The sequence below is a fragment of the Castellaniella defragrans 65Phen genome (assembly GCF_000612685.1).
Taxonomy (GTDB): Bacteria; Pseudomonadota; Gammaproteobacteria; order Burkholderiales; family Burkholderiaceae_B; genus Castellaniella; species Castellaniella defragrans.
Window position 1 is genome coordinate 933,183 of record NZ_HG916765.1, and the last position, 19,198, is coordinate 952,380.

The window sequence follows — 19,198 nt, forward strand, 5'->3', positions numbered from 1 at the left end:
TCGTGTTGTCGTGAAATGCAGATGCGGCTTGCCGCTAACGCCCGAGGTCCTTGGCCGAGACGCCGGCGATGGACCAGTTCTCCTTGGGCATATCGTGGACCCAGATGCGGACGTTCTGCTGAGGGACTCCCAGCGTTTCGACCAGCACCTGGGTCATCTTTTCGTACATGGCCTTCTTCTGTGCTTCCGTACGGCCTTCGAGCATGTAAACCTGAACAAAGGGCATGAAAATGGCTCCTATGAGAAATGGACGGACACCGAACCCATCTCGTGCACTCGCAGGCGGATCGAATCGCCGCGGGCCACGGACACGGCTTCGGTGATGCCCCCCGAGAGCACCAGGGTGCCTGCGGGAATCTCGGCGCCGCGCCGGCCCAGGTGGTTGGCCAGCTCGGCCACTGCCGTGGCCGGATGCCCCAGCACCGCCGCACCCGCCCCCAGCGCGACGACCCGGCCGTTCTTTTCGAGCACCACTCCCGTGGTGCGCAGATCCAGATCGCGCGCGTTGCGCATCATGCCTCCCACCACGAAACGGGCCGACGAGCAGTTGTCCGCCACCACGCTCTTCAGGTCGAACTTGAAGTCGCGGTAGCGGCTGTCGATCACTTCGATGGCCGGCACGACGAAATCGGTGGCTGCGAGCACCTGGCCGACATGGCAGCCCGGGCCGCGCAGCGGCGTGCGGATCATGAAGGCAATCTCGGGCTCGACCTTGGGATGGATCAGTTCGCCGGTCGCCACCGCACCGCCGTCGAGCACGCTGAAGCCATCGCTCAGAAACCCGAACACCGGGGTCTCCACACCCATCTGGCGCATCTTCGCGTACGAGGTCAGCCCCGCCTTCAGGCCCACGATCCGCGCGCCCCGGGAGCGCTTGCGCCGCATGATTTCGTCCTGGATGGCATAGGCGTCGTCCCAGTCCATCTCGGGGTGGTCCAGAGTGATCTTGGGCGTGTCGCGCGCCTGCAGCTCGCAGTTCTCGAGGTGTTCGGCGAGCGCCACAATCGTTGCTTCTGTCAGCTTCATGCCGCACCTCGTGGCCGCACCTGTGCCCCTGGCTGCGGAGGATGGATCTTTCTCATGTCGTTTTCCTTGAAATGCTCGTGCCGTTTCTTTGGCGATCGTGATGAAGGCGAAAAATAGCGTGCTATGCGTGGAAGCGCACCTCGCAACTGCCCAGCCCGCCGATCGACAGGCGCAGATCGCAGGCGGACCGGATGGGCACCATGGCGGCCAGCGCGCCTGAAAGGACGATCTCGCCCGCCTTCAGCGGGGTGCCCAGCCGGCCCAGCTGGTTCGCCAGCCATGCCACGGCGGCGGCCGGCGCCCCCAGGGCGGCAGCCCCCGCGCCGGTGACGGCCACCTCGCCATTCTGTTCGAGCACCATGCCGCAGGTGCTCAGGTCGAGGTGGCGCGGATCGACCAGCCGATCTCCCAGCACGAACACGCCGCACGACGCGTTGTCGGCCACCGTATCCTGGATCTTGATTTGCCAGTCGCGGATGCGTGAGTCGACGATCTCGAAGCAGGCCAGCACCCCTTCGGTGGCGGCATAGACCTCGGCCACCGAGATGCCGGGCCCCTGCAGGTCTTTCTTGAGCAGGAATGCGATCTCGCCCTCGGCTTTGGGCTGGATGAGGGTGTCGAGCGCGATGTCAGCCCCGGAAGCCAGCATCATGTCGTCGAGCAGGTAGCCGAAATCGGGCTGATGGACGCCCAGCATGTCCATGACGGCCTGGCTCGTGACGCCGATTTTCTTGCCGACGACGCGGCTGCCCGTCGCCAGGCGCCGGCCCACCATGTGCTCCTGGATGCGATAGGCCTGCTCGATCGTGAGCCCGGGGTGGCTTTCCGTGAGCGGCGCAATCGGCCGACGATCGAGCAGGGCCTGGTAGAGCAGGTCGCCCTGCTGCGTGATCAGTTGTTCAGCCATGCGGAGACCCCTCAGAGTTTGATGCAGATGTTGCGCAACTCGGTATAGAACTCGAGCGAGTGCAGGCCGCCTTCGCGGCCGATACCGGATTGTTTGGAGCCGCCGAAGGGGGCGCGCAATTCGCGCAAGAACCAGGAATTGACCCAGACCAGTCCGGCTTCGATCTGGCCGGCCACCCGGTGTGCGCGGGAGAGGTCGCGGGTCCAGATGGAGCAGGCCAGGCCGTAGTCCGTGTCGTTGGCGCGGCGGATGGCCTCGTCTTCGGCATCGAAGGGCTGCACCAGCGTGCAGGGCCCGAAGATTTCTTCGCGCGCGATGGGGGAATCATCATCCAGGCCGGTCCAGATGGTGGGCTGCACCCATGCGCCTTCGGCCAGAGGCGCCGGCATCGGCGGAACGCCGCCGCCGGTGACGACCGTAGCGCCCAGTTCCTGCGCCCTGCGGTAGTAGGACAGCACCTTTTGCTGGTGCTCACGCGAAACCAGCGGTCCCAGCGCGACGCCTTCTTCATCGGGGCAGCCGATCTTCAGGGCTTCGGCTCCTTGCTTGAGCCGCTGCACGAATGCTTCAAACAGGGGACGCTCGACGTAGATCCGCTCGGTTCCCAGACAGACCTGGCCGCTGTTCGAGAACGAGGAACGGACGCAGCCCTCGATCGCCGCATCGAGATCGCAGTCGGCGAACACGATGGCCGGATTCTTGCCTCCCAGCTCGAAGGAGACCGGTCTGGCGCCCTTGGCGGCCGCCTGCATGATGGCGGTTCCGGTTCGGGTCTCACCCGTGAAGGTGATCGCGTCGACCGCGGGGTGTTCGGTGAGAAAGGCCCCCGCGGAATTGGGGCCGAAACCATGGACGACGTTGTAGACGCCGGCCGGGATGCCCACTTCGTTCATGACTTCGCCCAGCAGCGTCGCGGTCTGCGGCGTTTCTTCGGAAGGCTTGACGACCACCGTATTGCCGCAAGCCAGTGCCGGGGCGACTTTCCAGGTCATGAGCAGCAGGGGCAGATTCCAGGGACAGATGACGCCGATCACCCCCACGGGCCGGCGAACCGCGTAGTTCAAGGCGCCCAGGCCATCGGGCGTGTGGGACTCGAAGAATTCGGACGGGGCATTCTGGATCAGGTTCGCGAAGACCTTGAAATTGGCGGCTCCCCGCGGGATGTCGAGATGGGAGGCCAGGCTCAGAGGCTTGCCGGTATCGGCGCACTCGGCCTGCAGGAAGTCGTCGAAGCGCCGATTGATGGCGGCGACGAGACCGTTCAGGAGATCGGCCCGCTCTTCGATCCGGATGCTGCCCCACGGCCCTTTCAGCGCCCTGCGTGCCGCCTGCACCGCACGGTTCACTTCGGGCAGCCCCGCCTCATGCACGCGGGCGATCGCCGAGTGATCCATGGGCGAATGCTTGATGAATTGCGAAGCCGTTCCAACGAACTGGCCATCGATAAAGTTGAGGATGTCCTTCATGGTTTCACTCGAAAGGTCGTTGTTTCGGGGGTTGCTGTTCTTGCGTTGAAGCCGCTTCGAGTGCCTGGAGACCGATCCGGGCACATTGTTCGTCCTGTGTTTCACTGGCGCCGGAGACACCGATGCCGCCGATGACCTGGCCGCCATCGACGAGAGGCAGGCCGCCGCCGAATACGATCAGCCCGGGCTGATTGGAAAAACCCAGCTTCATGCCTTCGTTGTCGGCGCAGGCCGCCATCCACTGCGAAGTGGGAAAGCCGAAGCCTGCTGCCGTCCTGGCCTTTTCGATGGCGATCTGCGCCGATTGCGGGAAGGACCGCGGCATCCGCAGGAAACCGACGAGCGTGCCGGACCGGTCGGTGACCGCCACGTTCACCTGCCAGCCCTGGCCGGCGGCGTGATCGACCGCGGCCCGGCAGGCCAGCAGTGCGGCCTGCCACGTCACCGTGCGAAGCGTTTCGGAAACCATCATCGGATGCTCTCTTTTCTATTTCTCGAGATTATATATCAATTTCGTGATTTAAGCGAAATAGCTATATTTCGTATAATGGCATGACAGACGTTCTTCTCATGTCTCATGGAGACCCGCATCGTGAACGAGCCCAAGATCAATGCCCTGCTGGACAAGCCCAGCCCGAAGACCTTGGTGGAAGGCGCATATCGCCAACTGCATGACGACATCATCAACGGCGTCCATCCTCCGGGCATGAAGCTGCGCGTCGAGCATCTGAAGGACCAGTACGAGGTGGGTGCCGGCACCTTGCGCGAGGCCCTGCTGCTGCTGGTGACCGATGCCCTGGTCGTCACCCAGGGGCAGCGCGGCTTTCGCGTCGCGCCCATTTCCATGAACGATCTCGAAGACATCACACGCTCCCGGCTGCTGATCGAGTGCACCGCCCTCGAGATGTCGATCGAGCACGGAGATGACGAATGGGAATCGAATGTCATTTCCGCCTTCCATCATTTGTCCAAGGTCGAGCAGAAGATCACTGCGGAAAGCATCAGCCTCACCGATGAATGGGAACGGCGGAACCATGCCTTCCACGACGCGCTGATCAGCGCCTGCCCTTCGCGCTGGATTCAATATTTCCAAAGCCTGCTCTACAAGCAGTCCGAGCGGTACCGCCGGCTCAGCATCCTCAAGCAGCCGATCGCCAGAGACGTGCATTCCGAGCATGTGATCCTTTTCGAGTCGTCCATTGCGCGCGACATCACCCGCGCCAGATCGGCGCTCTCGGAACACATCCTGAGAACGCTCGATGGCATCAAGAAAATGCCCAGTGATTTCTTCAACGGACATTCAGGCCGGAATGTCCAGGACAGCCACGACGCCTGAGGCATCGGCCTGCCGCGCGCTGCGGCGGCAGGCCCGCACCGATCAGGAAACGACTGACAGGAAGCGCTCGTTCAAGACGCGATCGTGATAGAAGATGCCGGTTCCGACTTCTTCCCAGGTCCACTTGATCGGCTGCCAGTCAGGGTAGCTCTGGTATCCGCCGCAGAAGGTTTCAAAGCGATTGCCGCTGGGGTCGAAGGCATAGATCGTGGTGCCCCGCGTGATGCCGTGCCGTGTGGGTCCGATGTCGATGGAGACCTTGTTCATGGACATGATGTCGGCGGCGCGCAGCACCTTTTCCCAGCTTTCGAGCAGGAACGAGGTGTGATGCAGCTTGCCGGGCTCGGGGTGGCGCACGAACGCGATATCGTGCGCCTTCATCGAGCACGACAGCCAGACGGCCAGATCGGTCTGCCCGTCTTCCATGACCACGTGTTCGACCAGATAAAATCCGAGGACATCGACGAAGATGTCCTTGACCTTCTCGATATCGGGGCCGTACAGCAGGCAGTGATCGAGACGAATGGGGGCGATGCCGTTTTCGCTCTGGTCGGTCCAGGGCTCGGGATTGACATAGGGCTGGCCATTGCCGACGTCGGTCTTTTCCCAGTACAGCTCGATCTGGTGCCCGGAAGGGATGCCGAAGCGCACGCGCTCGCCCGTCTCCAGCAGATCTCCGGCGGGAATGCGGCTGGTCTGCACGCCGTATGCCTGCAGGTCCTTTTCCAGCCTGTCCAGCGTTGCGGCATCGAGCACCTTGAAGCCGAAGAAATCGATGCCGGCCTCGTCGGCCTGCCGCAGGACGACGCTGTGATGATCGCGTTCGTCCCAGGCCTTCAGATAGACGCGTCCCGACGCATCGCGGCCTGTTTCGACCAGGCCCAGAACGTCGCGATAATGATGAACCCCTTCTTCGAGGTCGAGCACACGAAGCTGAACGTGTCCGGGACGCAGGACTCCAGTGATTGCCATGATAATGCCTCCTGTTAAAGCCTCTTGAATAATGGGCTGTGTAATTGCTGCGCGTCGGCAGCCGAAATGAATTTTTCCGTATAGATGTCTTTCTCGTAGAGACGTCCCTGGATCAGCATGCTGATGCAGGCTTCGATCATGAGCGGCGGTCCGCACAGGTAGGCCTTCCAGCCGCGGAAGTCGTTCTGGAAGTGCGCGCGCGCCGCATCGTGCACGAAGCCGCGGCAGCCCGTCCACGTCGAGGTCTCCGGCTCGTGGGACAGGACGGGAACGTAGGTCAGGCCAGGATGCCGGGCTGCCAGAGCCAGGAAATCCTCGTGGTAATACAGCTCTTCCCGGGTGCGCTGGCCGTAGACCAGGGTGATGCGGGCGTCCGGGTCTTCGGCGAGCAGGTCGAGAATCATGGACCGTGGGCTGGCCAGCCCGGACCCTCCGGCGATGAACAGCGAAGGGGCCTGCGCCTTTTTGCGAACGAAGAATTGGCCATAAGGTCCCGAGAAATTCACACGCATGCCGGGCCGCAGCCGCTCGTGGATCCAGGTCGTGCCTTCGCCCCCGGGAACGAGCCGTACATTGAGCTCGACCTGGCGCGATTGGGCGGGCGGCTGCGCCAGGGAGAAGGCGCGGCAGAACTGGCCCTGGTCGATCCGCAGATTGATGTACTGGCCCGCCATGAAATCGATTGGATCGTCCAGTTCGATATGGATGGCCTTGATGGTGGGCGTGAGGCTGACGACCTGGCTGACGACGCCGCTGTGATCGCGCACGGGGATCAGACGCGCATCGGGGTCCGGGTCGATATCGACCTCGATGGTGGTGTCGCTTTCCAGGCGGGCGCAGCATGCCAGGGTCTTGCCTTCCTCCCGCTCGAAATCCATCAGTGCATAACTGGAGGATTCTCCATGGTCGATATCGCCTTCCACCACCTGGATCTTGCAGGTGGCGCACAGACCATGACAGCAGGCGTGAGGCAGCCAGACGCCTGCGCGCAGGGCGGCATCGAGAATCGTCTGTTCTTCCTCGACCTCGACGATGGCGCCCAGGGGTTCGATCTTTAACTCGTACGACATGCTGCACCCACTTTTCGATGACGACTACATGCGGGAACCATGGATGCCCGTCAGGCCAGGCGTGCGGAACCTCAGGACATCCTTGTGGCGCAAGCCGTTTTCCGCCAGCGATTTATCGTGCTGCGGGGTCCAGGGGCGGCCCGACTTGAACCATTCGACCTTGGACCAGTCGATCCGGGCGAAGTCGGGGTGATAGCCGAAGGCTCCCGGCAGCACCTGGTCGATGATGAGGCCGAACGGCATGTCGGGCGGAAAGGGAAAGCAGAAGGGGGCGCAGAACAGCAGGTGGTCTTCCCAGCCGATATACGTCAACTGATTTCCATGGAAGTTTTCCAGGCGATCCTTGGGTGGAAAATCATACGGTCCCAGTGACTTGACTGCCATGTCGGTCTCCTTAGTTGCTGTTTGCCTGCCCGTTCCAGGCAGCAAAGTTCTTCTGGTCTTCCGAGCCGTTGAAATCCAGGTTGTCACGGTCGATCTTGTAGTACTGCAGCACGGCGGCCAGCGGGTCGAAACCTTCCTGAGTGGGATCCGTGCCTTCGGGGAAGCAATTTCCCTGATAGATCTGATGGACCGGCAGCCAGGCCTGGGAATATTTCTCCGGTTCGTGCTGGAAAATGTCCTTGCAGTGGTCGGAGCAGAAGTGATACTTGTCGCCCTTGTAGTCGGCCTCGCGGTAGCAGATCTTCGTCGGGTCGCCGGGTTCGGTGAACATCATGGGAATCTGGCAGACCTGGCACAGCATGGGCAGGGTCTTGTTGTAGAAACGGTTGCCCTTGGCTTCCTGCTCGGCCTGGAATTCGAGGCGGGGGCGATAGAGCTTGTCGAAGGAATCGGGATATTTCGAGGACAGCCAGTCCATTTCGGACGCCGTGGGCGACCAGGTGTGGAAGGCGGCCGCGGCGCCGTAGTTGTAGAGCGTGTTCCAGGCCTGGTGCGACAGGTGGTCTTTTTCGAGGGCAATGGTTTCGACGCACTTGGGCACCTTGATGCCGTAGCGTGCCAGGTCCTTGAACAGGGCGCCCCCGTTTTCCTCGAAATAGATTTCCCAAGCCTCCTTCCAGCTCATGGTGCGCTTGGGCAGCATGTAGTCCATCATCATGGCCACCAGCGTCAGCACGCGATAGCCGCGCCAGGTCCATTTGTCGACCCAGGCCTGGATGATGGGCAGATTGTCGGGATCCTGTTCGAGGATGAACTTGATGACCTCGAGGCCCAGCGTCATGTGGCGCGCTTCGTCGGACTGCGCCGAGAACCCGTAGGCCATCGTGTTCATGTCGCCGTTGTAAGCGGCTCCCGATACGAACGGGACGAACAGCAGGTTGGTGAGCACGTATTCAAAGGAAAACGAGATCGCCAGCAGGAACTCGAAGGGACCGGCACTGAACGCATCGTCGAAGAAGCTCTTCGGCACGGAGAGATACCAGACACGATCATGCATGTGCCGGAATTCATGGAAGCCGTTGTAGTGCTTGTTGTAATTGGAGATGGCGTGGATCTGGGTCTGCGCGTGCCGTACTTCGTCGACCGACTGCATCAGGCAGGCGACCCGTGCGCCGCCTCCGGGAATCTGGCGGCCGACGTGGGCGAAGCCGCGGTGCGCCATGTATTCGAGCGGCGTCACCCCAGTGAGGAACAGCTTGACCGTATTCAGGTAGCGGGCATCGGTCACCTTCAGGTGGCCGTTATTCTGGGTGAAGGCGTCGATGATGGCGTAGAGCTTGCGCTCTTTTTCGGCCTGGTACTTCCAGTAGGCGTCCATCGTCATGCGGAATGGATCTTCCCAGTTGTCCCAGTTGTGGATCTTGAGACCCTCGTAGCGGGCAAAGGGAAAGATGTCCTCGAACCGCTGGTACGTCGGGTTCCAGTCGAGACCGCGGGTCATGTGCTGATACTTTTCCTTCAGGCTCAGCTTGGCCTTCTTCGTGGGCATATCCATGATCAGTTCCTCAAGTGTTCCAGCTCAGCGTGACGGATTCATCGGTTTCTTCGATGTTCCCGGCCAGGGTGATGGTGTGCACGTTCAACTCCTGCAGGTCGAAATCGCGGCCGATACGTTCTTCGATGGACTGCCGCTTGACCACCAGCGTGTCTTGCGCGTCGATCTTGACCATGGCGGGTTGCTCGTTCAGCACGGCGTGCGGGTTGTCGGCCAGGATGGCCTCGATGATGGGGCGCGTTTCGTCCGTGGTCTGCAGCGCAATGAAAACAGTGGGCATCGTGTTTCTCCTAGAGCCCCGACTTCGCCAGGCGGGCCTGCAATTGTTCCTGGGCGGCATCGAGCATGGCTTGCGCCTTGTCGTCGAATGCCATGCCGGCCACCGGCCGGAGCGCCTCGACAGCCTGCGGCAGCAGGCGCGCCAGCCAGCCTTGCAGCACTTCGCGGTTCGCGTCCGATTCGGCCGCCATGGCCTTGATCGTGGCATCGACCCATTTGCGGGTTTCTTCGGACCATGACGACATGAACCGCGTCAGGGAGGCCACCGTGGCCCCGCCTTTGGTCGGGATGACGTGCGTGGCAAACTGGTCGAAGAGCAGCGCGTACATCAGGCCGTCGAGCACCAGGTTCTGGGCCACGTGCAGTTCCACCGGATCCTTGATGACCAGGGAATCCTCGACATAGCGGCGCAGCCCCTGCCAGTGCGGGGCATCCTGCCAGGCCGCCTTGGCCTGGTCGAGGATGACCGGGTCGTCGTGCAGCACTAGGCCGATCCGCGTGAGGTACTGCGCAATGGCCAGGTGATCCATGGCGTGGAAGACCGCCGCCTGGGCCAGCGCGGCGCCGTAGCCATAGGCTCCGATGGCGGCGTTGTTCATGTTGGCGGCCCAGGCCACGTGGCGCAGGGGCACCAGCACGGACAGCACCCGATGCCGCAGCGTTTCGTCGATTTCTCCCACAAGGTCGTGGTCTTCAACGAATTTGAAGCTGTCTTCGGCAATTTCCTGGCTGCGTGCCCGGGCGATGGTATAGGCGCCATAGTAGAACTGGCGCGGGTCCTTCAGTGCGTACCAGTCGGCCATGCGGATGGCGCTGCGGCTCGCATCGAACAACTCGTACTGCGGTTCCCAGGTGGGACGGTAGTGGAAGTTGGCCGTTGCCTGAAGGTCGTAGGTGCCTTCCTGGTAACGGGATGCGGGCTTGTCGCCAAACCGTCTCGCGATATGGCCATAGGTATGGCGCAAGGGCTTGAGCGATACGGTACGCAGATCAATGTTCATTGATTTGCCTCCTTTGAGGATGGATGAGAAGGACTACGCAGACGTTCAACCGCCTGGCTCAGCGACAGGCCCAGGCCGGATTCATCGTGTCCGGTTCGAGGGGGGAGTTCTTCTGGAGCATTGATGGCACAGAAAGACGCATAGGCTGGCGCTGGCAAGATCATTTCGACATAGAGATCGGGCTCGCCAAGGGCGAACTCGAACTCGACGAAACCGTCTGGCCGGCGCCGCAGCAGCCGTACATACTTTCGAGTCACATCAATCGACACGGGGGTCGTTTGCATGGACTTGTCTCCAAGGGGCTGTTCATTCCCTCCGTTTCCGGATGGATGACGCCTTCGTTTTCATCTGAGGATGACCCTGATGATCTCAGGGCATGGTTATTATATCGAAATTTTAAATTTTATCGAGATTTTTCTTGGTTGGGGTCAAGTTTTCCGGCTTCGCCCCAGCACTTGAAGGTTCAGGTCCGATCGGGGATAGAGCTGGCAGGCCAGGACGATCCCCTGCGCCTGATCGTGCTCGGAGACGCAGGCGCGGCTCATGCGCCGAACCTCGAAGGTTCCCGACAGAATTCGGACCCTGCATGCGCCGCATCCCCCGCCGCGGCACCCTACCGGAATGGCCCGCCGGCCCTGTGTCTCCATGGAGCTCAGTACGCTGCGATCTTCGTTGCATGGAAAGGTTTCGCCGCTGACTTCGATGCGGACCTGGTGTTGCGCTGCCATGATGTCTCCAAGTATCCACCAATAATCACGGATATATGGTTTTTTCTCGATATTATTGTCTGGGCCATTTCCTGTAAAGAAATTTCGCTGTGCTGGCGGGGGAAAAGGCGCTTTTCGCCGCGATGGAGGCGCCGGACCCCGATCCGGCTCCGCCGGCGGGACTAACATGCTTCCTGCGGCCCGATGCCCGATCGATGCGCATCGGGCCGCGCCCATGGATCAATGGCACAAGGAGGCTCCCGCATGTCGCAACCCGTCACCCTGTACACCGACGCGAACTTCATCAGCCCGTACGCGATGTCGGCCTTCGTCGCCCTGGAGGAAAAGGGCGTGTCCTTCGAGCTGTCGCCGGTCGATCTCGATGCGGGGGCGCAGCGCGAGTCCGGCTACGTCTCCCTGTCCGTGACGGGCAAGGTTCCCGCGCTGGCGCATGGATCGTTCGCGCTGGCCGAGTCGTCCGCCATCGCGGAATACTTGGACGAGGTCTTTCCGGGCCCCGCGCTCTATCCTTCGGATGCCCAGGGCCGCGCGCGGGCGCGCCAGATCCAGGCATGGCTGCGTTCCGACCTGATGCCGATCCGCGAGGAACGCTCGGCGGAAAACCTGTTTCGCCGGCCGCCGCCGCCCGCGCCCCTGTCCGATGCGGCGCGGCAGGCGGCGGACAGGCTGTTCGCGGTGGCCGATCGCCTGTTGCCCCAGGGTGCCAGCGACCTGTTCGGCGCATGGAGCATCGCCGATTTCGATCTGGCGCTCATGATCAGCCGGCTGACGCTGTGCGGCGACGCCGTGCCCCAGCGGCTGGCGGATTACGCGGACCGCCAATGGCACCGGCCCTCGGCGCAGCGCTGGGTGGTGCTGCCGCGCCCCGGACTCTGACGCCTCGCATCCCGCGTCGATGCATGGCGTCCCGCGGCGCGTTCCGTCTGCGCGTGGGTCGGGTCAGCGGAGATTCCGATTGCCCAGCGCGCTTACCGCGCGTTCCTCCCGCGCGCGGGACGGGCGGGCCATGCCGCCGCGCCCCGCGCCGGGCCGTCCCGATCGCCGGACGGGGGCGCCGGACGGGGGGCGAACCGGCATCGAAACCCTGTTAAAATTGCCGAGGCGGGCCCCTTCGCATGGTTCGGCGGTGAACCTGGTCAGGTCGGGAACGAAGCAGCCACAGCCGCGCGGAACCAGTGCCGAAGTCAGGCTCGCCTTTCCTTTTCCCCCTCCAGGGCGGCCCATGAGTTATCTCGTCTTGGCGCGCAAATGGCGCCCCCGTTCATTCGATACGCTGATCGGCCAGGATCACGTGGTGCGTGCCCTGACCCATGCGCTGTCGTCCGGCCGGCTGCACCACGCCTGGCTGTTCACCGGCACGCGCGGCGTGGGCAAGACCACCCTGTCGCGCATCCTCGCCAAATCCCTGAACTGCGTCCAGGGCGTCACCGCGACGCCCTGCGGCCATTGCCAGGCCTGCACGGAGATCGACGCGGGCCGCTACGTGGACTACATCGAGCTCGACGCCGCCTCGAACCGGGGCGTCGACGAAATGACCCAGCTGCTGGAACAGGCGGTCTACGCGCCGTCGTCCGGCCGCTTCAAGGTCTACATGATCGACGAAGTCCACATGCTGACCGGGCATGCGTTCAACGCCATGCTCAAGACGCTCGAAGAGCCGCCCGAGCATGTCAAGTTCATCCTGGCGACCACCGATCCGCAGAAGATCCCGGTGACGGTGCTGTCGCGCTGCCTGCAGTTCAACCTGAAGCAGATGACGGTGCCCGCCATCGTCGACCACCTGCAGGACATCCTGGCGCAGGAATCCGTGCCGGCCGACCCCCAGGGGCTGCGCCTGATCGCCCAGGCGGCGTCCGGCTCGATGCGCGACGCCCTGTCGCTCACGGACCAGGCCATCTCGTTCTCGGCGGGCAACCTCACCGCCGCCGCCGTGGGCGAGATGCTCGGCACCCTGGACCAGCGCCATCTGCTGGACCTGCTGCGGGCGCTGGCCGCGGCCGACGCGCCCGGCATCCTGGCCGTGGCCGACGACCTGGCCGCGCGCGGCCTGTCGTTCCAGGCGGCCCTGGGCGACCTGGCCGTCCTGCTGTCGCGGGTGGCCATCGCCCAGCGCCTGGGCCATGCCCAGGCCGACGATCCCCTGGCCGAAGACGTCACCGCCCTCGCCGGCGTCCTGACGCCGGACGACGTGCAACTGTTCTACGCCGTGGCGGTGCACAGCCGCCAGGAACTCGCCCTGGCGCCCGACGAGCAGGCGGGCTTCATCATGGCCTGCCTGCGCATGCTGGCCCTGCTGCCGGAAGGCCGCGTGCCGCCCGTGGTGATGAGCTCGCCGCCGACGGCCGGCGCGGAGGCCCGTCCGGCCGCCGCGCCCGACGCGGCGGCGCCCGTCCCCGTCGAAGCCGCCGTGCCTGCGCCTGCAGCGCCCGCGTCCGCTGAAGCCGCCGTGTCCGTGCCCGCAGCGTCCGCGCCCGCCGGAACCGCCGCGCCCAGGTATTCGCCCGAGCCCGCGCCGGTCGCAGCCCGGGCCGCCCATGCCGCCCCCGCCGCCGCGCCGTCCGCGTGGGCGCCTGCACCGGCCCCCGTTCCCGCCGCACCCGTGCCGCCGGTCCCGGCCCAGGCCGCTTCCGCCGCCGCACTCGCCGAGACTCCCGCCTGGGAGGCCGCGCCCCCCGGCAGCCGATCCCGTCGCCCGATCCCGATCCGGCGCCCGACCGCGACCCGATCCCGGACCCCGATCCGGCGCCGCCCGCGCCGCCGGACGAGGCCGCATCCGCCTCGGACGACTGGACGGACGCCGTCCCCGACGACCTGACCGAACCCTTCGACGCCGCCGCCACGCTGGACGACCTGGGCATGGATCCCGGCGTGCCCGGGGCCATCGCCGGACTGTCGGCCGAGCCGCCCGCGTCGCGGCCCGAAACCCCCGATCCCGGCGGGATCACGCCCCAGGACTGGCCCGCGGTGGCGGCCGGCCTGCCGGTCGGCGGCGCCGCCCGGGCGCTGGCGCTGAACAGCGAATGGCTGTCCGGCGACGACCGCCAGATCCGCCTGCGGGTCGCCATCCACACCTATGCCGACGGCGGCGGCCACGACCGGCTGCGCACGGTGCTGTCGGAATATTTCGGCCGCGTCCTGCGTCTGGAAGTCGAATACGGCGCGACGGGCGACGACACCGCCCATGCCGTCGACCAGGCCGAGCGCGCCCGGCGCCAGCAGGCCGCCGAGCAGGCGGTCGAGCGCGACGCGCTGGTGCGCGCGCTGGCGCAGCGCTTTTCCGCCCGGGTGGTGCCGGGTTCGGTGCGTCCGCCCGGCGGCGCCCCGTCCGCGCATCGATAGGGCGTCGCCAGGGCATCGCCCGGGCGACGCAAGGACATCCGCCCGCGCATCACCGGGGATCACTAGGGTATAGTCCCACTCTTCGTTTGAATCCGTTTGAACTCTCGGAATTCCAGGACACCGCCATGATGAAAGGTCAGATCGCCGGGCTGATGCGCCAGGCCCAGCAGATGCAGGAAAACATGAAGAAGGCCCAGGACGCCCTGGCCGACCTGATCGTCGAGGGCGCTGCGGGCGGCGGCCTGGTCAAGGTCTCCATGAGCTGCAAGTACGACGTCAAGCGCGTCACCATCGATCCGTCGCTGTACGACGACGACCGCGACATGATCGAGGACCTGGTCGCCGCGGCCTTCAACGACGCCCAGCGCAAGGCCGAAGCCACCGCCCAGGAAAAGATGTCCGCGGTGACGGCAGGCCTGTCCCTGCCGCCGGGCATGAAGCTGCCATTCTGACCGGCCGTCCCGCCAGGTCACAGGAACAGGCTCCGATGGCTGCCGGCCTGCCCGAACCGGAACCCCTGCGCGCCCTGATCGACGCCTTGCGCGGGTTGCCCGGCGTGGGCGTGCGCACCGCGCGGCGCATGGCCTACCACCTGCTGCAGCACGATCCGCAGGGCGCACTGCGCCTGGGCGATGCGCTGCGCGACGCGGTCGGCGGGCTGCGCCACTGCGAACGCTGCAATTCCTTTTCCCAGACGCCGGTGTGCGCCACCTGCGAGAATCCGGAGCGGGACGCCTCCGTGCTGTGCGTCGTCGAGACGCCGGCCGACCAGAACATGATCGAGGCCAGCCACGGCTACCAGGGCCTGTACTACGTGCTGATGGGCCGGCTGGCGCCGCTCGAAGGCGTGGGGCCGGACCAGGTCCGTTTCGCCCCTCTGCGCGAGCGCGTGCGGGACGGCCGGGTCCGCGAGGTCATCCTGGCCACCAATTTCACCGCCGAAGGCGAGACCACGGCCTACTACCTGGCCGAGATGCTGCGCGAATGCGGCGTCAAGGTGACGCGCCTGGCGCGCGGCGTGCCCAGCGGCAGCGAGCTGGAATACGTCGATGCCGGCACGATCGCCTGGGCCCTGATGGAACGCCGGCCCAATTAGGGGCCGCTCCTGCCGACCCCGATGGAACGCCGGCCCGACGGGGCCTGCGCCCGCCGTGGCAGGGCCGCCGCGCGCCGGCCGCCGCGCACATCCTCGCCGCACATCTTCGTCGCACATCCTCGCCGCACATCTTCGCCGCGAACCGCGCCGCAAACCCTTTTTCGGCGTACGGTCCGGTGGGCCCGGCCGCTCCGCTGCGCTATCATCGAAACTTCAAACGCAGCTTCAAACGCAGCATGACCACCAGGGAGACAAGCCATCATGTCGATTTCACGTCGTGAACTGCTCAAGACCGCCGGCGCCGCAGGGCTGCTGGGCACGCTGCCCGGACTGTCCTTCGCCCAGGACGCGGCCGCCGCGCCCGAAAAGAAGGCGCTGACCATCGCGGTCGGCGGCCAGCCGCTGATCTACTACCTGCCGCTGTCGGTGGCGCACCTGAAGGGCTACTTCAAGGACGAGGGCCTGGACGTCACCATTGCCGATTTCGCGGGCGGCTCCAAGGCCCTGCAGGCCGTGGTGGGCGGCAGCGCCGACGTGGTGTCCGGCGCCTTCGAGCACACCATCAACCTGCAGGCCAAGGGCCAGTTCTACCGCTGCTTCGTCCTGCAGGGCCGGGCGCCCATGATCGTGCTGGGCGTCTCGAAGAAATCCATGGCCGGCTACCAGTCGCCCGCCGACCTGAAGGGCAAGAAGATCGGCGTCACGGCGCCGGGCTCCTCGACCAACATGATGGTGAGCTTCTTCCTGGCGCAGCATGGGCTCAAGCCCACCGACGTGTCCTTCATCGGCGTGGGGGCGGGCGCCGGCGCGGTCACGGCCCTGCGCTCCGGCCAGATCGACGCCATCGCCAACCTGGACCCGGTGATCAGCACCCTGGTCAAGGAAGACGCCATCCGCATCATCGCCGACACCCGCGCCCTGGACGATGCGCAGAAGATCTTCGGCGGCAACATGCCCTCGGGCTGCCTGTACACGGCCCAGGCCTTCATCGACGCCCATCCGAACACCACCCAGGCGCTGGCCAACGCCATGGTGCGGGCCGACAAATGGATCCAGGCCTCGTCGGTCGACGACATCGCCAAGCTGGTGCCCGAATCCTATCTGCTGGGCGACCCGGACCTGTACAAGCTCGCGCTCAAGGGCAACCGCGAAGGCCTGTCGCCCGACGGCCTGGTGCCGGAGGACGGCCCGCAGACGGCCCTCAACGCCCTGGCCGAGTTCGTGCCGAACTTCGACCGCACGGCGATCGACATCTCGCGCATCTGGACCAACCAGTTCGCCACCCGGGCCAACCAGAAATATCCCCATGCCTGAGCGGCACGCGCGCGCGCCCGGCGGCGGGGCGGACCGTCCCGCCCTGCTGCTGGAGCAGGTCACCTGCACCTTCGCTTCGCCCGGCGGCACGCCGTACACGGCCATGCGCGATGCCACCCTGGCGGTGGCGCCCGGCGAGTTCGTCTCGGTCGTGGGGCCCACGGGCTGCGGCAAGTCCACCCTGCTGAACATGGCGGCGGGCCTGCTGCGCCCCACGTCCGGCCGGGTCGAGGTGTTCGGCCAGCCGCTGCAGGGCGTCAACGCGCGGGCGGGCTACATGTTCCAGGGCGAGGCCCTGATGCCCTGGCGCAACGCCCAGGCCAACGTCGCCGCGGGGCTGGAATTCGCCGGGGTGGCCGCCGCCGAAACCGCCGAACGCAGCCGCGAATGGCTGCGCCGCGTGGGGCTGGGCGGCTTCGAGAACCGCTATCCGCACCAGATGTCGGGCGGCATGCGCAAGCGCGTCATGCTGGCCCAGACGCTGATCCGCGATCCCGACATCATCCTGATGGACGAGCCGTTCTCGGCGCTCGACGTGCAGACCCGCCAGCTGATGGAAAACGAGGTCCTGGACCTGTGGATGGCGCGGCGCAAGGCGGTGCTGTTCATCACCCACGACCTGGACGAGGCCATCGCCATGAGCGACCGCGTGGTGGTGCTGTCGGCCGGCCCCGAGACCCATCCCATCGGGGAGTTCGCCATCGACATCCCGCGCCCGCGCGACGTGGCCGAGGTGCGCATGCAGCCGCGCTTCGTCGAACTGCACCAGGCCATCTGGGCGGTGCTGCGCGACGAGGTCCTGAAAGGCTACGAACGCCAGCGGCGCGCCTGACCCCATGATCGCCGCCGGCCCGCGGGCCTTCCCGTCCTCCGACCCGAATCTCCCTCCGGAACGCTTGCCACGATGAAATCCGACCTGTCCAAACCCGTGCTGCGCGTGCTGCAACTGGCCTTGCTCGCCGCCATCCTGCTGGTCTGGCACTGGGCCTCGCTGAACCGCAACGTGGCGTTCTTCTTCGGCCGGCCGCTGGAAGTCGCCCAGGTCGTCTGGGCCTGGTTCGTCACCGACGCCGGGATCTACCGCCATCTGTGGATCACCCTGTCCGAGACCGTGCTGGCCTTCGTCATCGGCACCATCGGCGGCCTGGGTTTCGGCCTGTGGCTGGGCCTGTCGCGCGGCGCCAGCGCCCTGCTGGAGCCCTACGTCACGGCGGCCAACTCCATGCCGCGCGTCATCCTGGCGCCGATCTTCGGCATGTGGTTCGGCCTGGGCATCTGGTCCAAGGTCGCCCTGGCCGTGACGCTGGTGTTCTTCATCGTCTTCTTCAACGTCTACCGCGGCGTGCGCGAGGTCAGCCCGACGCTGCTGGACAACGCCCGCATGCTGGGCGCCAGCCATCGCCAGCTGCTGCGCCACGTCTACATCCCCTCGGCCACCAGCTGGGTGTTCTCCAGCCTGCACACTTCCGTGGGCCTGGCCTTCGTCGGCGCGGTGGTGGGCGAATACCTGGGCTCGGCGGCCGGGGTCGGCTATCTGATCCTGCAGGCCGAGGGCACGCTGGACGTCAACACCGTGTTCGCCGGCATCGTGGTGCTGACGGTGTTCGCCCTGCTGCTGGACGGGATCGTGTCGCTGGTGGAACGCCGCCTGCTGGTCTGGCAGCCCGGGCCCGGGGAGTCGGGCAAGACCTGAATGCCGCCGCGCGGGCGGCTGGCGAGGCCGCCCGGATGTCTCAGGTCCCGGCCTGGCTGACCAGCGCGTCCAGCTTGATCGCGTCGGCGGTGAAGATCCGGATGCCCTCGGCGAGCTTTTCCGTCGCCATGGCGTCCTCGTTCAGGCGCGTGCGGAAGGCGACTTCGTTGCTGGCGATCCATTCCGGCGCGTCCGCCTTGGCGGCGGCCGCCGTCAGGCCCGGTTCCAGGGGCTCGTCCGAGGCCGCCAGCTCGCCCAGCAGGGCGGGGCTGATCGTCAGCAGATCGCAGCCCGCCAGCGCGCGAATCTGGCCGATGTTGCGGAAGCTGGCCCCCATCACCTGGGTGGGAAGGTCGTAGGCCTTGAAATAGCGGTAGATGCGCGCCACGGACTGCACGCCCGGGTCGGCGGACCCGGCGTTCCGCGCCTCGTCCCAGCCGGCGCCGGCCGCCTTCTTGTGCCAGTCGTAGATGCGGCCCACGAAGGGCGAGATCAGCGTCACCCGGGCCTGGGCGCAGGCGATCGCCTGCGCCAGGGAGAACAGCAGCGTCAGGTTGCAGCGGATGCCTTCGGCCTCCAGCGCACGGGCGGCCTGGATGCCTTCCCAGGTCGAGGCGAGCTTGATCAGCACGCGCTCGCGCGGGATGCCGGCGGCCTCGTACAGCGCGACGATCTGCCGGGCGCGCTCGATGCTGGCCTGGGTGTCGAAGGACAGGCGGGCATCGACCTCGGTGGAGACGCGGCCGGGCACGATGGACAGGATCTCGCGGCCGAAGGCCACCAGCAGGCGGTCGACCTGCTCGGCCAGCGGCGCGCCGGGATGGTCGCGCAGCACCCGGTCCAGCAGGGGACGGTAGGCCGGCTGCTCGACGGCCTTGAGGATCAGCGAAGGGTTGGTGGTCGCATCGGTCGGCCGGTAGGCCCGCATGGTTTCAAAGTCCCCCGTGTCGGCGACGACGGTCGTCAGCGTGCGCAGGGCGTCCAGTTGATTGCTCATGGAGGTGGGATTCCGGTGAATGCAGGGTTGCGAAA

23 protein-coding genes and 1 other RNA gene are annotated in these 19,198 nt (G+C 65.6%); 10 read left to right on the forward strand and 14 right to left on the reverse strand.

The features are described 5' to 3' along the window. Positions 1–34 precede the first annotated feature (34 nt). The 5 genes from BN940_RS04145 to BN940_RS04165 all read right to left on the reverse strand — a co-directional run bounded on the left by BN940_RS04145 (position 35) and on the right by BN940_RS04165 (position 3,871). A complete protein-coding gene (locus tag BN940_RS04145; RefSeq protein WP_043680458.1) occupies positions 35–226 on the reverse strand; it encodes a 2-hydroxymuconate tautomerase in 192 nt (63 codons plus the stop codon). Between the two features lie 11 nt (positions 227–237). After that, on the reverse strand, positions 238–1,026 hold the full coding sequence (gene dmpH, locus BN940_RS04150; protein WP_043680460.1) for a 2-oxo-3-hexenedioate decarboxylase: 789 nt from the start codon (positions 1,024–1,026) through the stop codon (positions 238–240). Between the two features lie 121 nt (positions 1,027–1,147). Further along, positions 1,148–1,933, reverse strand: a complete 786-nt coding sequence (gene dmpE / locus BN940_RS04155; RefSeq protein ID WP_043680463.1) for a 2-oxopent-4-enoate hydratase — start codon at positions 1,931–1,933, stop codon at positions 1,148–1,150. An 11-nt stretch (positions 1,934–1,944) separates the two neighbouring features. Next, positions 1,945–3,399: a 2-hydroxymuconic semialdehyde dehydrogenase gene (locus tag BN940_RS04160; RefSeq protein ID WP_043680466.1), complete on the reverse strand. Its 1,455-nt coding sequence runs from the start codon at positions 3,397–3,399 to the stop codon at positions 1,945–1,947. 4 nt (positions 3,400–3,403) lie between these two features. Beyond that, complete coding sequence (locus BN940_RS04165) at positions 3,404–3,871, reverse strand: GlcG/HbpS family heme-binding protein (RefSeq protein ID WP_043680469.1); 468 nt, start codon at positions 3,869–3,871, stop codon at positions 3,404–3,406. A gap of 120 nt (positions 3,872–3,991) precedes the next feature. Between BN940_RS04165 and BN940_RS04170 the strand changes: the two genes are divergently transcribed. After that, positions 3,992–4,735 carry an FCD domain-containing protein gene (locus tag BN940_RS04170; RefSeq protein WP_242404266.1) on the forward strand — a complete coding sequence of 248 codons (744 nt, stop codon included), beginning with the start codon at positions 3,992–3,994 and terminating at the stop codon, positions 4,733–4,735. A 42-nt stretch (positions 4,736–4,777) separates the two neighbouring features. Here the strand turns inward: BN940_RS04170 and BN940_RS04175 are convergent, their stop codons facing one another. From BN940_RS04175 to BN940_RS18300, 8 genes are all read right to left on the reverse strand, one after another. Continuing rightward, positions 4,778–5,707, reverse strand: coding sequence for a catechol 2,3-dioxygenase (locus tag BN940_RS04175; protein ID WP_043680472.1), 930 nt, complete (start codon positions 5,705–5,707; stop codon positions 4,778–4,780). 14 nt (positions 5,708–5,721) lie between these two features. Continuing rightward, positions 5,722–6,777, reverse strand: coding sequence for an NADH:ubiquinone reductase (Na(+)-transporting) subunit F (locus tag BN940_RS04180; protein ID WP_043680476.1), 1,056 nt, complete (start codon positions 6,775–6,777; stop codon positions 5,722–5,724). Between the two features lie 24 nt (positions 6,778–6,801). Continuing rightward, positions 6,802–7,161, reverse strand: a complete 360-nt coding sequence (locus BN940_RS04185; RefSeq protein WP_043680479.1) for a phenol hydroxylase subunit P4 — start codon at positions 7,159–7,161, stop codon at positions 6,802–6,804. A 10-nt stretch (positions 7,162–7,171) separates the two neighbouring features. After that, entirely contained in the window at positions 7,172–8,716 is a 1,545-nt protein-coding gene (locus BN940_RS04190) for an aromatic/alkene/methane monooxygenase hydroxylase/oxygenase subunit alpha (protein ID WP_043680482.1), read from the reverse strand. Positions 8,717–8,726: 10 nt separating this feature from the next. Further along, positions 8,727–8,996 (reverse strand): MmoB/DmpM family protein, encoded by a 270-nt coding sequence (locus BN940_RS04195; protein ID WP_043680485.1) that lies wholly within the window; start codon positions 8,994–8,996, stop codon positions 8,727–8,729. Between the two features lie 10 nt (positions 8,997–9,006). Next, complete coding sequence (locus tag BN940_RS04200; protein ID WP_043680487.1) at positions 9,007–9,996, reverse strand: ferritin family protein; 990 nt, start codon at positions 9,994–9,996, stop codon at positions 9,007–9,009. Continuing rightward, complete coding sequence (locus BN940_RS18295; protein ID WP_084330508.1) at positions 9,993–10,280, reverse strand: phenol hydroxylase subunit; 288 nt, start codon at positions 10,278–10,280, stop codon at positions 9,993–9,995. Before BN940_RS18295 ends, BN940_RS04200 begins: the two co-directional genes overlap by 4 nt. A 144-nt stretch (positions 10,281–10,424) precedes the next feature. Next, the gene (locus tag BN940_RS18300; protein ID WP_084330509.1) at positions 10,425–10,724 is read right to left on the reverse strand and encodes a 2Fe-2S iron-sulfur cluster-binding protein; all 300 of its coding nucleotides are present in this window, start codon (positions 10,722–10,724) and stop codon (positions 10,425–10,427) included. Between the two features lie 243 nt (positions 10,725–10,967). Between BN940_RS18300 and yfcF the strand changes: the two genes are divergently transcribed. The 9 genes from yfcF to BN940_RS04240 all read left to right on the forward strand — a co-directional run bounded on the left by yfcF (position 10,968) and on the right by BN940_RS04240 (position 18,166). Continuing rightward, positions 10,968–11,600, forward strand: a complete 633-nt coding sequence (gene yfcF, locus BN940_RS04205) for a glutathione transferase (protein ID WP_043680489.1) — start codon at positions 10,968–10,970, stop codon at positions 11,598–11,600. A gap of 224 nt (positions 11,601–11,824) precedes the next feature. Then, an RNA gene (gene ffs, locus BN940_RS18305) (signal recognition particle sRNA small type) lies at positions 11,825–11,922 on the forward strand. Between the two features lie 24 nt (positions 11,923–11,946). Next, on the forward strand, positions 11,947–13,539 hold the full coding sequence (gene dnaX, locus BN940_RS17830) for a DNA polymerase III subunit gamma/tau (protein WP_242404267.1): 1,593 nt from the start codon (positions 11,947–11,949) through the stop codon (positions 13,537–13,539). Positions 13,540–13,580: 41 nt separating this feature from the next. Next, complete coding sequence (locus BN940_RS19675) at positions 13,581–14,063, forward strand: DNA polymerase III subunit gamma/tau C-terminal domain-containing protein (protein WP_043680492.1); 483 nt, start codon at positions 13,581–13,583, stop codon at positions 14,061–14,063. Between the two features lie 125 nt (positions 14,064–14,188). After that, positions 14,189–14,515: a YbaB/EbfC family nucleoid-associated protein gene (locus BN940_RS04220; RefSeq protein WP_043680496.1), complete on the forward strand. Its 327-nt coding sequence runs from the start codon at positions 14,189–14,191 to the stop codon at positions 14,513–14,515. 35 nt (positions 14,516–14,550) lie between these two features. After that, positions 14,551–15,159, forward strand: coding sequence for a recombination mediator RecR (gene recR, locus BN940_RS04225; RefSeq protein WP_043680501.1), 609 nt, complete (start codon positions 14,551–14,553; stop codon positions 15,157–15,159). Between the two features lie 261 nt (positions 15,160–15,420). After that, complete coding sequence (locus tag BN940_RS04230) at positions 15,421–16,473, forward strand: ABC transporter substrate-binding protein (RefSeq protein WP_043680504.1); 1,053 nt, start codon at positions 15,421–15,423, stop codon at positions 16,471–16,473. Then, positions 16,466–17,305 (forward strand): ABC transporter ATP-binding protein, encoded by an 840-nt coding sequence (locus tag BN940_RS04235; RefSeq protein ID WP_052355596.1) that lies wholly within the window; start codon positions 16,466–16,468, stop codon positions 17,303–17,305. Before BN940_RS04230 ends, BN940_RS04235 begins: the two co-directional genes overlap by 8 nt. A gap of 72 nt (positions 17,306–17,377) precedes the next feature. Further along, positions 17,378–18,166, forward strand: coding sequence for an ABC transporter permease (locus BN940_RS04240; RefSeq protein WP_043680507.1), 789 nt, complete (start codon positions 17,378–17,380; stop codon positions 18,164–18,166). Between the two features lie 40 nt (positions 18,167–18,206). On the opposite strand, the gene tal is transcribed toward BN940_RS04240, so the two are convergent. Beyond that, positions 18,207–19,163 (reverse strand): transaldolase, encoded by a 957-nt coding sequence (tal, locus tag BN940_RS04245; RefSeq protein WP_043680509.1) that lies wholly within the window; start codon positions 19,161–19,163, stop codon positions 18,207–18,209. Positions 19,164–19,198 lie beyond the last annotated feature (35 nt).

Excerpts from the sequence above, each read along its gene's own strand:
- BN940_RS04175 (WP_043680472.1), bottom strand. The coding sequence starts at position 5,707 with ATGGCAATCACTGGAGTCCTGCGTCCCGGACACGTTCAGCTTCGTGTG.
- BN940_RS04185 (WP_043680479.1), bottom strand. The coding sequence starts at position 7,161 with ATGGCAGTCAAGTCACTGGGACCGTATGATTTTCCACCCAAGGATCGC.
- BN940_RS04180 (WP_043680476.1), bottom strand. The coding sequence starts at position 6,777 with ATGTCGTACGAGTTAAAGATCGAACCCCTGGGCGCCATCGTCGAGGTC.
- BN940_RS19675 (WP_043680492.1), top strand. The coding sequence starts at position 13,581 with ATGGATCCCGGCGTGCCCGGGGCCATCGCCGGACTGTCGGCCGAGCCG.
- dmpH (WP_043680460.1), bottom strand. The coding sequence starts at position 1,026 with ATGAAGCTGACAGAAGCAACGATTGTGGCGCTCGCCGAACACCTCGAG.
- BN940_RS04230 (WP_043680504.1), top strand. The coding sequence starts at position 15,421 with ATGTCGATTTCACGTCGTGAACTGCTCAAGACCGCCGGCGCCGCAGGG.
- tal (WP_043680509.1), bottom strand. The coding sequence starts at position 19,163 with ATGAGCAATCAACTGGACGCCCTGCGCACGCTGACGACCGTCGTCGCC.
- dnaX (WP_242404267.1), top strand. The coding sequence starts at position 11,947 with ATGAGTTATCTCGTCTTGGCGCGCAAATGGCGCCCCCGTTCATTCGAT.
- BN940_RS04145 (WP_043680458.1), bottom strand. The coding sequence starts at position 226 with ATGCCCTTTGTTCAGGTTTACATGCTCGAAGGCCGTACGGAAGCACAG.
- BN940_RS04165 (WP_043680469.1), bottom strand. The coding sequence starts at position 3,871 with ATGATGGTTTCCGAAACGCTTCGCACGGTGACGTGGCAGGCCGCACTG.
- BN940_RS04160 (WP_043680466.1), bottom strand. The coding sequence starts at position 3,399 with ATGAAGGACATCCTCAACTTTATCGATGGCCAGTTCGTTGGAACGGCT.
- BN940_RS04190 (WP_043680482.1), bottom strand. The coding sequence starts at position 8,716 with ATGGATATGCCCACGAAGAAGGCCAAGCTGAGCCTGAAGGAAAAGTAT.
- BN940_RS18295 (WP_084330508.1), bottom strand. The coding sequence starts at position 10,280 with ATGCAAACGACCCCCGTGTCGATTGATGTGACTCGAAAGTATGTACGG.
- yfcF (WP_043680489.1), top strand. The coding sequence starts at position 10,968 with ATGTCGCAACCCGTCACCCTGTACACCGACGCGAACTTCATCAGCCCG.
- BN940_RS04220 (WP_043680496.1), top strand. The coding sequence starts at position 14,189 with ATGATGAAAGGTCAGATCGCCGGGCTGATGCGCCAGGCCCAGCAGATG.
- dmpE (WP_043680463.1), bottom strand. The coding sequence starts at position 1,933 with ATGGCTGAACAACTGATCACGCAGCAGGGCGACCTGCTCTACCAGGCC.
- BN940_RS04195 (WP_043680485.1), bottom strand. The coding sequence starts at position 8,996 with ATGCCCACTGTTTTCATTGCGCTGCAGACCACGGACGAAACGCGCCCC.
- BN940_RS04240 (WP_043680507.1), top strand. The coding sequence starts at position 17,378 with ATGAAATCCGACCTGTCCAAACCCGTGCTGCGCGTGCTGCAACTGGCC.
- BN940_RS04200 (WP_043680487.1), bottom strand. The coding sequence starts at position 9,996 with ATGAACATTGATCTGCGTACCGTATCGCTCAAGCCCTTGCGCCATACC.
- BN940_RS18300 (WP_084330509.1), bottom strand. The coding sequence starts at position 10,724 with ATGGCAGCGCAACACCAGGTCCGCATCGAAGTCAGCGGCGAAACCTTT.
- BN940_RS04235 (WP_052355596.1), top strand. The coding sequence starts at position 16,466 with ATGCCTGAGCGGCACGCGCGCGCGCCCGGCGGCGGGGCGGACCGTCCC.
- recR (WP_043680501.1), top strand. The coding sequence starts at position 14,551 with ATGGCTGCCGGCCTGCCCGAACCGGAACCCCTGCGCGCCCTGATCGAC.